Genomic DNA, 12,564 nt, shown 5'->3' with positions numbered 1-12,564 from the left:
GTAGAACTATTTAATAAGTCCCTGTCTGAAAGCATAGATTACTGCCTGCGTGCGATCCTGCACTTCTAGTTTACCCAGAATATTACTTACATGGACTTTTACCGTTTTTAATGCAATAAACAAAACATCTGCTATTTCCTGATTCGTTTTCCCTTGTGCAACTAACAGCAGAATTTCCATTTCTCTCTCTGTTAATTGTACATGAAGCGGATCAGTTTGTTTTGTGCGCATACGTGTCATTATTTTCCCCGTCACTTCGGGTTCTAAGATAGTTTGACCCTCAAAAGTTGAGCGGATTGCCTCGGCAATTTCACTTGCTTTTGAGGTTTTTAACATATAGCTTGTTGCTCCCGCTTCTAATGCTGGATATACTTTTTCATCGTCAAGAAAGCTAGTAACAATAATTACTTTTGCCTCTGGCCATTGGTCAATGATTCGTTTTGTTGCTTCGATGCCATCCATTTCTTTCATAACTAGATCCATTAAAATTACATCTGGTTTCAATTCCAATGCCATTTCAACTGCTGCTCCACCGTCATCGGCTTCTGCAATAATTTCGATATCCGGCTGTGCAGATAAATATGCAGAGACACCTATTCTAACCATCTCATGATCGTCCGCAAACAATACTTTAATCACTTTTTTCACCTTCTTCTTTCAGGTTAGGAATTTTCACTTCTACCCGTGTTCCTTCATCTACAAGACTGATAATTTTAAAATTACCGCCTACTTCACTTGCCCGCTCGTTCATATTCTGCATTCCGTACGAGTTGGTCCGTACCTTTTCCATACTAAAACCAATTCCATTATCAACGATACGCAAGATCACTGTTGCATCACGTTCCACTAATAGAACATCAAGCGTTGTTGCCTTTGCATGTCTTAAGGTATTGGAGACTGATTCCTGTAATATGCGAAACAGCTGATCCTCAATGCCTTTTTCTACAGAAAACGCTTCCACATTCCATTCAACCTTCATAGGTACTTTTTGCCGCAACTCCTGCAGCAATTCTTCGACACCTTCCTGCAGTGATTTTCCTTTTAGCGCAACTGGTCTGAGATGAAGTAATAGTGCTCGCATTTCCAATTGTGATTGATGAATCATATTTTCAACCATTACCATCTGTTTTTTTCTTGTTTCTTCATCTATGGATTCATTTTCATTAATAGCAGACATCATCATGGAAGCACCAAACAGCTGTTGACTGACCGAGTCATGTAATTCTCTTGCCAACCTGTTTCTTTCCTGGACAACTACTTCTTGTAAACTTTTTTCACGCTCATTTGCTCGTTCAGTTACAATACGCTGCGAATACTCCGCCTGTGATCTGAATTTTTCCTGAAGACTTTCCATTCGCTGCTGGATGACATTTAATTCTTTACTGCTTTCCTCTTCAACCGTTACCTTTTGTCCCTTAATCAGCTCATCAAGCTGTCGGCCAATACGGCGGAAGCATTGACGCCAGTATAGTCCAGTTGTTATACCGATAATAATGCCAGTACCTATAGGAATTATAAAAATTAATAATAGGTATGAGATATCTGCTACTTCTTTGTTGATTAATTGGGACCAATTATCAGGAGGAAAAGCTATCCAAGTTGCCGCCAGGACCAGTACTGAAATAAAAATGCTGAATAATATACCTGTTACAACATGTCGTAGGATTATACTCATATCCGCTTCACCTCTATGTCACCAGACAGTAACGAGGTAATAATTTTGACACGAGGATTTACTGTTTCATATTTTTCCGTTTTGTATAGAAACGATTGATTTGTGAGCTTTTGAAAATACGTTCCAAAAATGTTAGTACGTCCAAAGACCGAACTGTGGTGAATACTGACTTCCACCTCATACGGAATGTAAATTTCAATATTCCCTACGAGATGACGGATTGAAATTACTGCCGTTTCATCTGGTAATACTGTATTACTTAAGTCGATTACTCTATCTCCAAACGCACCATGTATATTAATATCCCGCCATTGATACGCTTCATCTACAGTTTCCTGGTTTCCAAATATCTTGTGTTCAAAAAGAGGCTTCGTTTTAATTATCTTTTCCTGTTGGAATGGTTCTTCAGCGGAAACATGAGGGGATAAGTACTCCGGCACTTTCTTGGATTTTGAATAATTAATGATAAATAAAAGAATTGCTACAACTACAAAGAATCTAATTGCCATCATATTGAATATGGCAAAAACCAGGCCGATTACCCCGATCCAAAAGAAAACCTTACCCCAAAGCTTATAGAATCTTTTCCAGCCTATGTATATAAATAATCCGAAAAAAAGAGCGGAAATAATCATACCGCCACCAAAAAAAGTGATTTCAATAATAAAAAGGATCACTCCAGTAATTAATATCCAATTAAACGTATCCGTTTTTAAATAATTAAACATGAAGTGACCCTCCCTTATTAGAAAAATTCAACAAACGCCGAATTTTCATCTGAATCTACTATATTTTTTTCTTCGTACTAGAAAAAGCTTGATTTCACAAACAAACGTTAATTAAACATTGAAATCTGAAAAAAAGAGGTGGATATTAAAAAAATTATCACCCACAACCTAGCATCTTCGAATATACGGAGACTCCTCGAAAAAGAAAAGAACTTTTTCTTCGTGCGATGCCTTTTCAGGGAAGCCTTCCTTATCCTGCGGGAAGTAAGAGATCGGCGAGACCCTGAAGGACGATAGTCCGAAGAGGCTCGACACTCGCCCTGAGATGTGCTCCTTATATTCGAAGATGCGATCGTAGCTCCACCTTTTAACTGTTTCAGACACAAACGTACTGTAATCACGTTTAATCAGTATATCATTTTTCCAGCAAAATCTGCAGAAGTACACACTTAATTTTATTCAGCTCTTTCGCTAGTGTTCATTTCCTTTTCAAGGTTTGCTATCTTACTGTCAAACGTATTTCGATAGTAAGTACTATTTACCTTAAATTCAAGTTCTTCAATATACCGTTCCATTTCCGCAAAACGTTCAATTGGCGTTGCCGAAGAATGATCAACAACCCGATTTATCTGATGATTTGCATGCGCAACATTTTCCCGACCCATTAATTCCATTCTGCGCAGATGCATATCCTTTAGCTTGTGCTTCATTTCCTCATACTTCTGCTCCAGCAACTCTAATTGCTCAACAGATTCTTCACGTGAAGCTTTCAGCCTATCTGCTCTAGCCTGGTATTCTTCATGTTCCTTCACCGCAAATGCATGCATATCACTTTCACCAGCTTGTTCAGCGATTTTAGCCTGCTTCAAGCGTTTATCAACGAAATCCTGTGCACGATGGTATTCTCTAGTGAACTCATCTTTCAGACGATATTGGCGTTCCACAAGCTTACGTACCTTTTCTTTTTCCTGCTCACTTTGACGCAAATATTGATTTAGCGCTGCAATAGGATTCTTTTGTTCTTTTTGATCCATCATATTGTGAAGGTCTGCCGAAATGGAATCCTTCATTCTTGTAAATACGTTTGTCATATCAATTCTCTCCTTCTTCTTAATTGTTTAATTCTGCCCACTGTCTCTCAAAATTTTTAAATGGATCATTTTCTGAAACTGTAGAAACGTCAATGTCATTTTTGCTGCTTTTCCAGTTTTTGATTATATAGTAAAGAGCAGCTGCTGCAGCGACGCCGATTACAGCGTATATGTTAGATACAGCTATACTCAATATAACTAATCCCACTGCTATCCAGACGATTTTCCCTAGAGTGGAATCGCTTTTAATGAACTGTTTAAATACCACATAAAGCAACCAGACACTCACACCCAATAATATGATTGGCCCAAGCATGGATAGTAGAATTAGTAAGGCGATTAAACCTCCTATAAACAACATGAACTTTTTCATCTATTCCGCCTCCTTTCTTTATCTTATATTCATCATACCGGTGGAGAGAATTCTCGGTAATGAGCCAGAGCCATATCTTTTACTAAGACCTGAGGCGTATACCGAGCACAAAAAAAACAGATTGCTCTCTATCAGAGAACAATCTGTATCTTGCAGTTTACTCACGCTTTATTTATGGTAGCTTCTATTTTCAAAAAAAGTCCTCTGTAATAGGAATCCACTCTTGTAATTTTCATTCCTGAATGCTGTATCCGTTCTAATGTATCACGATTCAGATGACAGCCATCACAGAGCTTACTCCATAAAGGTGTAAATACTTCCTGCACTTTCCCAAGAAATTTCTGTTCCATTTTCACATGTTCAAAAAACAAAACAGTTGCGCCAGGCTTACTGACTCGTTTGATTTCTTTCAGTGCCAGAACGGGGTCCGGAATAGTACAGAACACGAGTGTAGCAACAACTGAATCAAACGTATTATCCTGAAATGGAAGGGATTCCGCTTTTGCCTGATGTATTTGAATCGGAACATTCGATTTACTACTATACTTTTCCGAGCGTTTGACCATTTCCGGATTTGGTTCTATCGCGTCGACCCGGCTAACATATTTATAATGTGAAAAATTCACCCCGGAACCTGAACCAACTTCCAGTACGCTTCCATGTGTTTTACTTATAAGTTCATCTCGTATTATCCGAAACCGATTCCGCTCAAGCGGCTTCATTGCTGCATCATAAATTGCTGGAAACCATTTTCCCATACATGCATCATCCTTTAAAAATCAGAAAACCAGCACCATAGGTACTAGTTTTCTGTAAGTATTGTATGTTAAAAGAAAACCAAGTATATGACAGCAACCAGTACAATTCGATAGATTGCAAAAGGGATCAATTTAACATCTTCAATTATTTTCAGGAAAAACTTTATTGTGATTAAGGCGAAGACAAACGCACTAATAAATCCAACAATAAAAAATGGTAAAGCATCCATTGTAAAGTACTGCCAGTTCCCTAATAAAGAGACCGCACTAGCACCTGCCATAATTGGCACCGCCATAATAAACGTAAAGTCAGCTGCTGTTCGGTGATTCATTCCGATTAGCACACCGCCTGAAATGGTTGCACCGGATCTTGAAAATCCTGGCCATAATGAAAAACATTGGATTAGACCGACAGTAAATGCCTGCCTGTACGTAATCTGATCCACTGTTGTCACACGAGGGTTTTTGGGCGAAAAAACATCTGCGCAGATCATCAGGACAGAACCAATCAACAGACCAATTAACACTGTTTCTGTTGAGAATAGGTTCTCATCAATATAATCATCAAATAATAGACCCAATATTCCAGCTGGTATTAAGCCAACAATCACTTGACTCAGTTTCAAACGTCCCTCACCAGTTGGACTATTCTTTTTCTTTTTTCTTAATCCTAATAAATCTATAAAACGATCTTTAAAAACAACTACTACCGCCAATATTGAACCGAGCTGAATTACAACCTTAAACGTATTTGCGACATCTTCTGATCCTAAGAATTCCTTAGATTTCAGCCACAAATCATCAACTATTATCATATGACCAGTAGAGGAAACGGGAGCAAACTCTGTAAGGCCTTCAACTATTCCGAGAATAATAGCTTTTACTAATTCCATGATATCCATTAATCTAAACTCCTTACATTATCATTTTTTTCTTTTTACCACCCTGCGTATGTATAGAAGAACGAGTAATACGACGCCAGTTGCAAGAAGGATGTACGCGACTGTCGAATAGATATCCATAAATGTAAGAATATCCTTCCACGATTCGCCTAATGCCGCTCCTACCGTCACTAATATGATATTCCACACAAGCGTCCCCACAGTAGTGAACAGTAGGAACAGCCAAAATTTCATATTGGACATTCCAGCTGGGATAGAGATTAAACTTCGAATCAGCGGAATCATTCTGCAGAAAAGCACCGTCCAATATCCATATCTATCGAACCAGTCATCAGCTTTGCGAACATCTTCCTTTTTTATACGAAGAATGTGGCCGTACCGATCGATTATTTTTTCCAAACGTTCTACATCAATTAACAGCCCAATTCCGTAGAGCACGATGGCCCCTAATACAGAACCTGCAGTTGCGGCTAAAATAACACCGAATACAGTCAGATGTGAGTCGGTAGTTAAAAAACCGCCAAATGGCAGAACAATTTCAGATGGAATTGGCGGAAATAAGTTCTCCAGTGCCATCATAAGAAATATACCAATGTATCCAAATTGCTCCATAACATCCGTTACCCAATTATACATACCTTTACCTCCATGATCATCTATGCTTTCACTTCTATAATTAGTAAATGCTTGACCATGTACTAAAATTACATCAAATTAACATTATAAACTATATCCGGTGAAAATAAATGAGTAAATATATCTTAATTCAATAAATAAACTAGATTAGCTTACTTACTTTATCTATGACACTATTAATCTGTTGTCGGGACACATCGAAATGGGTTGTAAATCGAACGGTATGTGGTCCAAAAGAAACTCCAAGGATCCCATCTGTCTTAAGCTTTCCTAAAAATTCTGCTGAAGTTAATCCTGCCTCTTTCGTATTTATCAGTACGATATTTGTATCAACATTATTTTCAACAGATAATCCTTGTATCTCCTGTAATCCTGCTGCAAGCACTTTCGCATTTTCGTGATCGTCAGCCAATCGCTCTACCATTGTTGTTAAGGCTACTATTCCCGGAGCAGCAATGATTCCAGCTTGCCTTAGCCCTCCGCCTAATCGTTTGCGCCACTTTCTCGCTTTATTAATAAATTCACCATTACCAGCGATAATGGAACCGACAGGAGCTCCTAATCCTTTTGATAAACAAAACTGAACAGTATCGGTCGCAGAAGCAAATTCCTTAATATCTATTCCAGTTGCTACTGCAGCGTTAAACAATCTTGCGCCATCTAAATGTACAGGAATATTTTCTTCACGCGCAATCGTGTAAATCTTTTTCATATTTTCCAATGAAACGATTGCTCCACCTGAACGGTTATGCGTATTCTCTAAACAAATAAGTCCGGTTTCCGGCATATGAATATCATCTTCCCGTATCGCTGCCTTAACTTGATCAGGATCCATCTCTCCCATTGTCCCTTTAATCGTTCTTGGCTGCACACCAGCAAACGCAGAAATAGATGCACCTTCATAATAAAAGATGTGCGATTCTGCCTCTAAAATTATCTCCTGACCTGGCAAACAATGTGTTAATACCGCTATTTGATTTCCTTGTGTTCCACTCGGTACAAACAACGCAGCTTCTTTCCCAAGTTTAGCAGCTGCTAATTCTTCCAGTTTTGTAAGTGTCGGATCCTCGTTGTATACGTCATCTCCTACTTCAGCATCAAACGCAGCTTGTCTCATTTCAGTTGTTGGTTTTGTTACCGTATCACTTCGCAGATCTATCATTTTATCCGTCCCTTTCGTTTTAATTGTAATTATCCGTTACCCAATATATCTGAAACGTTCTATTACTAGTGCCATTTCCTCATCGGTTATCGTCCGAAAGTCAACGACTACTTTATTATCTCTCACCCGTGTAATTATTGGTGGTGTTCCTTTGCGCAGATTCGCAGCCAATTCCTCAGCTGTAAATCGGTTATGGGAAATTGCAGCAACACTTGTTGGAAGCTCAACGTCAGGCATAGTTCCCCCACCAACTTGTGAAATCCCATCCTCTACACTTATCTCGTAAGATAAATCTATTATTTGGTCTCTAAAGCTTTCAGCCTGTGCCCGTATCACTTCTACTTTTTTCTTAATATCCCGTATAGTGGGAAGTTTATCGAGCGTCTGCTCATCAGAAAGGTATATTTTCAGTGTTTCTTCAAGCGCTGCGAGCGTCATCTTATCAACACGAAGCACTCTTGCCAATTGATGGCTTTTCAGCTTTTCAATAAGTTCTTTTTTTCCAGCGATAATCCCTGCCTGTGGCCCACCCAGCAACTTATCACCACTGAATGAAACCAGATCAACACCTGATTCGATTATACCGCTGACAATTGGCTCATCCCCGATTCCAATTCCCTGAAAATCATACAACGAACCGCTTCCTAAATCTTCATAAACGATAACGTGCGGATTCTGATTTTTTATATGTACAAGGTCATTAATCCCAACAGCTTCCGTAAAACCAATCGTTTTAAAATTGCTTGTATGAACCTTTAAAATCATTGAGGTATTCTCATTAACTGCATTTTCGTAATCAAATAAGTGCGTCTTATTGGTTGTCCCCACTTCAACAAGATTTGCACCGCTTTCTTCCATTATAGAAGAAATACGAAAGGAACCACCAATTTCAACAAGCTGACCTCTGGAAACAATCACTTCTTTTTCCTTAGCAAGTGCCCTTAAAATAAGAAATACCGCCGCTGCATTGTTATTCACCACCATTGCCGCTTCAGCACCAGTAGTCTCTTTCAACAAATTTTCCACGATGTCGTGTCTCGATCCACGCTTGCCCTCCGCTATTTCAAATTCCAGGTTGGAGTAGCCCGCTGCGACTTCAACGACATGGTTAACCGCTTGTTCACTAAGTCTCGACCTGCCTAAATTTGTATGCAGCACGGTTCCAGTACCATTAATCAGGTTAGTTAAACGACTTTTCAAAAATGCTTGTGTCTTTTCCTCTAAGTCACTTAAAATCATCTGTAAAAATGCTTGCTCCGTACACTGGTTTGATTCGATGTCCCCGTTGAGGATTTTGTCTCGCACATAATTAGTGGATTCCCGAACCAATTTCCTAAGCAGGTTATCGGAAATTCTTTCGGAACTACGTAATTTCCTGTAGCGTTCCGTATTTTGTATTTCATGTATCGCTGGCATTTCCCGAAGTAATTGTCTCATTTTTCCAGCCTCCGTATCCTTCCGTTCACTCATTCCACTTTCGCTCCTCATCATGACGAACCGTCACGTTTAATTCATCCAATAAATCAAGGAAAGGAATTAAATACTTTCTTGAAATACCTAAAGCTTCCTTTGCTTCTTTTAATTTAAACGTGTCTTTCGTTTCTTTCTTAAGTTTGCCCAACATTCGTTGAAAACCTGTTCGATGAATCAGAATTTCATCTGTTAATGGATAAACTTGTTTCATCATAATGACGTATCGTTTTAATTCGACTGCCTCAGCCTGAGGAAGTCCAGCAAGTTCAACATATTCATCCCATCTTTTTGGCGTACTCCCATCTTCCTCTAATGCCGTAAGAAGTTCACTCATTCTTTTTTTCCACTCGCTTGGCATGGCTGGCTGAAATGATGCAATGGCAAGAAACTGATTAGATTTAAATAAAGTAGTTTGATTTACTAAATCCGTTAAACAGTACTCGATGACAGTGTTCGGATAACTACTGCTCACGAACTGAACGAGTTCCGCCTTATCCATTCCCACGCGCATCGTATAGTCTTCATGATAACGTTGCAAAATGGATGTGATTTTTTTTTGCAGCGCTGATAGTGTGGTTACCAGAACAAAATTGTTGTGAGATACTTCCACCATCACTTCATTCCTCAACAAAGATTCAATCACGTTGTCGGCTTCGTTTCCATCAACTGAGCTCATCTGAATAAGCTGTTTCCTGTCCATGATTTTTTGCTTGGATAGTGCATCCTGTATAAGATCTTCCGGTGAACCAGCTTTCTTGTTTTGCAGCATCCTGATTGTGTCATCACCGAAACGATAGTTACTGCCATTTGGCTGAATAATCCAGCCACCCCCAAGTGTTTCAACAGGAGTGGGCCTTCTTAAAATAAAGCGGTCCCCGCGCCGGACTACCACCGCTTCTTCCAATTTGATTTGGCACAGTACTTCCTCACCGCCATCCTTTACAGCATTTCTATCATAAAATATAATCTTTCCTGAAACTTCTGACGTGCCGATATATATTCGCACTGGTGCTCGTTGTTTAATCGGAGCTGCCAGCTCATTGACAAATTTCAAGGTAACATCTACTGTGTCTGAAATCAGGAAATGGTTTGAATCAACCAGTACATCTCCACGTTTTATCTGTTCTTTGTTCACACTGCTAAGATTAATTGCTGCTCGCTGTCCAGCATTCGCTTGTTTCACGCTTTCCTGATGGACCTGAATTTGCCGGGCTTTTACTTTTAGGCCCTCAGGTAAAATGGATAACTCGCTCCCTTTTTGTACCATACCTTCATAAATCGTGCCTCTGACAATTGTTCCATGCCCCTGAAGGGTAAATACGTGGTCGATTGGCAAACGAAATGATCCGCCAGCATTACGCTTTTTCACCGTTACTAACTCCGTGAAAATTAATTCTTTTACCTTCTCGATTCCTTCCCCACTTATACTATTAACATATACAAAAGGGGAATTACGGTAACCTGAATCTGTCAGTTCTTCCTTTATTTCAGCTTCTACAAACTCCATTAATTCCTTATCTACTTTGTCAACCTTTGTAACTACAACAATACAGCGTTCAATTCCAAGAAACTCCAGAATTTCAATGTGCTCTTTAGTCTGTGGCATAACCCCTTCATCAGCAGCAACAACCAGCATAACCAAGTCAATTCCGGCTACACCAGCAATCATTTGACGAATAAACCGTTCATGCCCAGGAACGTCTACGATAGAAACACGAACATCATCTTTCAACTTCAGTGGAGCAAAACCCAATTCAATTGAAATGTTTCTTTCTTTCTCTTCCTTTAATCGATCTGTATCGATAGTGGTTAAGGCTTTTGTTAATGACGTTTTGCCATGATCAATATGTCCTGCCATGCCAATTGTGTAATAGGATAGTTCCAACGTATACACCCGCTTTCCTTTGAACCTTGTTGTCTTTTACTTGAGGTAAAACTCTTCTTGCGTATATAATCGAGTAGTTACTATATATAATGGGGCTGGTTGGGTGACTGGTGTTCCCCTGGGTCTTCAAAACCCTGAGGGACCTGCGTGCCAGGTTCGGTGGGTTCGATTCCCACACAGTCCCGCCAAATTACGCTTTATTTATTCAATCCTAAAATAAATGATACAAAGTATACACTGTGAAATAACTACATTGCTCCGAAAATAAACTACGTTATAACAGCGGCGTGATTTCCACGGATGGCAGTCGCGCACCTTAGGGCGGTGGTGAGCCTCCCGCAGAAGTCGACTGTCATCCGTTCCAATCACTTGTCGTAGTATGGATGATATAGCGTTATATGGTCCACACCCAAACTACTGAAAAAGAGGTAGATGTTAAAATTATTTATTTAACCTCAACCTAGCATCATCGAATTCACGAGACTCCTGCGGGAACAGCACGAGTCTGAAGACCCCGCAGAGTGGGTTTCTCGAGGAGACTGAAGCCGTGCCCGCGGAAAGCGAAGTGAATTCGATGATGCGATCGCAGATCCACTTACTCCGTATTTCGCGTAACTTTTTCAACGGCTAATAAATGTAACGTAACAATTTCCATTTAAAAAGTTATGCGTTACTGGACAGTTTGTATCAATTACGTAATAATAACCGTTTCTAGAAGAACATTTGTGATTTGCTTCAAGTATCATTTATCAATCAATACAAATTATTGAAGATACATAAATAGCTACGTAAGATAGTCAATTATTTTACTCTATACTACTATTAATTCTAAAGGATGAGAAGTATTGAAGGTTCTGTTAGTAACACCTAATTTTCACCAGCCAAGAGGAAATACGATTACCGTACTGCGAATTGCTGAAGGGCTTGAAAAATTAGGAATCCAATCAGAAATTGTATCTTCAACGGATGATACACCAATAACCACATTTCCAAAAGCAGATATTGTCCACGGATTTCACGCTTATCATTTCTATACATTTAAAGAAAAATGGAATATATCAGTTGATAATTATGTAATCACCTTAACCGGTACCGATTTAAATCACGACCTATTTAACGAAGATAAGCGAGCAACAGTACTGACCTGTTTGAGAGAAGCTAAAGCAATTCATGTTTTTGACAAAAAAGCAAAAATGACTTTATTGAACGAAGTACCGGATTTAGAATCTAAAATAGCAGTCATTCATCAGGGTACTGGCGATTTTCATCAAAATTCGTTTAACCCTGCTAAAGAATCAAATACTTTTTTGTATACATTACCTGCTGGAATTAGAAAGGTGAAAAATATCCCTGGTGCAATTGAAATGCTACGAAATCTGCATACTAAATATCCCATGATTCGTCTATGGCTTGTAGGTCCAATTATTGAGGAAGAAGAAGGAAACACTGTTAAAAATCTTGTTAAAGAAAACAGTGATTGGATAGCCTATTTAGGGCAAGTCGACCATGCTGATATGGGAGCAATTTTCCAGCAGACAGATACGATTCTCAATAGTTCACACTCTGAGGGTCAGTCTTCTGCTATTCTGGAAGGAATGGGATATGGTTTGCCAGTGTTAGTATCAGGCAACCAGGGAAACCGTAACATCGTTGAACACGGTATCACAGGGTTTGTTTATGACAATCCAGACCAATTTCTTGATTATGCAGAAAAAATCATGAATAATATCACAATAAGAAAGAAAATAAGCGATTCAGCAAAAAGGTACATTTCTGAAAATCATTCCAGCAGCTATGAAGCAAATAAATTGATGGAGATTTACAGAGAAGCCTTGAAATAAGTTCAAGTTTTAGATTGAGGGGTGAGATAATTGTCAAAGA

General features: G+C 39.1%; 12 protein-coding genes and 1 tRNA gene. 2 read left to right on the top strand and 11 right to left on the bottom strand.

Annotation, left to right across the window (positions count from 1 at the left end):
• Nucleotides 1-6: 6 nt before the first annotated feature.
• From VBD025_RS08300 to selB, 11 genes are all read right to left on the bottom strand, one after another.
• Nucleotides 7-639 carry a response regulator gene (locus VBD025_RS08300; RefSeq protein ID WP_430791128.1) on the bottom strand — a complete coding sequence of 211 codons (633 nt, stop codon included), beginning with the start codon at nucleotides 637-639 and terminating at the stop codon, nucleotides 7-9.
• Entirely contained in the window at nucleotides 632-1,675 is a 1,044-nt protein-coding gene (locus tag VBD025_RS08295) for a sensor histidine kinase (protein ID WP_430791126.1), read from the bottom strand. The genes VBD025_RS08300 and VBD025_RS08295 overlap by 8 nt, the downstream gene beginning before the upstream one ends.
• Entirely contained in the window at nucleotides 1,672-2,403 is a 732-nt protein-coding gene (gene liaF, locus VBD025_RS08290; protein WP_430791124.1) for a cell wall-active antibiotics response protein LiaF, read from the bottom strand. Before liaF ends, VBD025_RS08295 begins: the two co-directional genes overlap by 4 nt.
• 455 nt (nucleotides 2,404-2,858) lie before the next feature.
• Nucleotides 2,859-3,494 carry a PspA/IM30 family protein gene (locus VBD025_RS08285; RefSeq protein WP_430791122.1) on the bottom strand — a complete coding sequence of 212 codons (636 nt, stop codon included), beginning with the start codon at nucleotides 3,492-3,494 and terminating at the stop codon, nucleotides 2,859-2,861.
• A 19-nt stretch (nucleotides 3,495-3,513) separates the two neighbouring features.
• Entirely contained in the window at nucleotides 3,514-3,867 is a 354-nt protein-coding gene (locus tag VBD025_RS08280) for a flagellar basal body rod protein (RefSeq protein WP_430791120.1), read from the bottom strand.
• 161 nt (nucleotides 3,868-4,028) lie between these two features.
• A complete protein-coding gene (locus VBD025_RS08275; protein WP_430791118.1) occupies nucleotides 4,029-4,625 on the bottom strand; it encodes a class I SAM-dependent methyltransferase in 597 nt (198 codons plus the stop codon).
• Between the two features lie 68 nt (nucleotides 4,626-4,693).
• Nucleotides 4,694-5,527 carry an undecaprenyl-diphosphate phosphatase gene (locus tag VBD025_RS08270; RefSeq protein ID WP_430791116.1) on the bottom strand — a complete coding sequence of 278 codons (834 nt, stop codon included), beginning with the start codon at nucleotides 5,525-5,527 and terminating at the stop codon, nucleotides 4,694-4,696.
• A gap of 21 nt (nucleotides 5,528-5,548) precedes the next feature.
• Complete coding sequence (locus tag VBD025_RS08265) at nucleotides 5,549-6,163, bottom strand: DedA family protein (protein ID WP_430791114.1); 615 nt, start codon at nucleotides 6,161-6,163, stop codon at nucleotides 5,549-5,551.
• A gap of 142 nt (nucleotides 6,164-6,305) precedes the next feature.
• Nucleotides 6,306-7,325 carry a low-specificity L-threonine aldolase gene (gene ltaE / locus VBD025_RS08260; protein WP_430791112.1) on the bottom strand — a complete coding sequence of 340 codons (1,020 nt, stop codon included), beginning with the start codon at nucleotides 7,323-7,325 and terminating at the stop codon, nucleotides 6,306-6,308.
• 36 nt (nucleotides 7,326-7,361) lie between these two features.
• Nucleotides 7,362-8,795, bottom strand: coding sequence for an L-seryl-tRNA(Sec) selenium transferase (gene selA, locus VBD025_RS08255; protein ID WP_430791110.1), 1,434 nt, complete (start codon nucleotides 8,793-8,795; stop codon nucleotides 7,362-7,364).
• Nucleotides 8,788-10,692, bottom strand: a complete 1,905-nt coding sequence (gene selB / locus VBD025_RS08250) for a selenocysteine-specific translation elongation factor (RefSeq protein WP_430791108.1) — start codon at nucleotides 10,690-10,692, stop codon at nucleotides 8,788-8,790. The genes selA and selB overlap by 8 nt, the downstream gene beginning before the upstream one ends.
• 82 nt (nucleotides 10,693-10,774) lie before the next feature.
• On the opposite strand from selB, the gene VBD025_RS08245 reads away from it, so the two are divergent.
• Nucleotides 10,775-10,871, top strand: a tRNA-Sec gene (locus VBD025_RS08245).
• 657 nt (nucleotides 10,872-11,528) lie between these two features.
• Nucleotides 11,529-12,524 carry a glycosyltransferase family 4 protein gene (locus tag VBD025_RS08240; RefSeq protein WP_430791106.1) on the top strand — a complete coding sequence of 332 codons (996 nt, stop codon included), beginning with the start codon at nucleotides 11,529-11,531 and terminating at the stop codon, nucleotides 12,522-12,524.
• Nucleotides 12,525-12,564: the final 40 nt, after the last annotated feature.

The sequence above is a fragment of the Virgibacillus flavescens genome (assembly GCF_050574275.1).
Lineage (GTDB): Bacteria > Bacillota > Bacilli > Bacillales > Amphibacillaceae > Virgibacillus_F > Virgibacillus_F flavescens.
Note: the sequence above shows the minus strand (reverse complement) of the source record. Positions and strands in the feature narration are given on the sequence as shown.

Bases quoted from the DNA above. Each gene is read 5' to 3' on its own strand.
- selA (WP_430791110.1), bottom strand. From the start codon at position 8,795: ATGAGTGAACGGAAGGATACGGAGGCTGGAAAAATGAGACAATTACTT.
- VBD025_RS08270 (WP_430791116.1), bottom strand. From the start codon at position 5,527: ATGGATATCATGGAATTAGTAAAAGCTATTATTCTCGGAATAGTTGAA.
- VBD025_RS08295 (WP_430791126.1), bottom strand. From the start codon at position 1,675: ATGAGTATAATCCTACGACATGTTGTAACAGGTATATTATTCAGCATT.
- VBD025_RS08285 (WP_430791122.1), bottom strand. From the start codon at position 3,494: ATGACAAACGTATTTACAAGAATGAAGGATTCCATTTCGGCAGACCTT.
- VBD025_RS08275 (WP_430791118.1), bottom strand. From the start codon at position 4,625: ATGGGAAAATGGTTTCCAGCAATTTATGATGCAGCAATGAAGCCGCTT.
- liaF (WP_430791124.1), bottom strand. From the start codon at position 2,403: ATGTTTAATTATTTAAAAACGGATACGTTTAATTGGATATTAATTACT.
- VBD025_RS08280 (WP_430791120.1), bottom strand. From the start codon at position 3,867: ATGAAAAAGTTCATGTTGTTTATAGGAGGTTTAATCGCCTTACTAATT.
- ltaE (WP_430791112.1), bottom strand. From the start codon at position 7,325: ATGATAGATCTGCGAAGTGATACGGTAACAAAACCAACAACTGAAATG.
- VBD025_RS08265 (WP_430791114.1), bottom strand. From the start codon at position 6,163: ATGTATAATTGGGTAACGGATGTTATGGAGCAATTTGGATACATTGGT.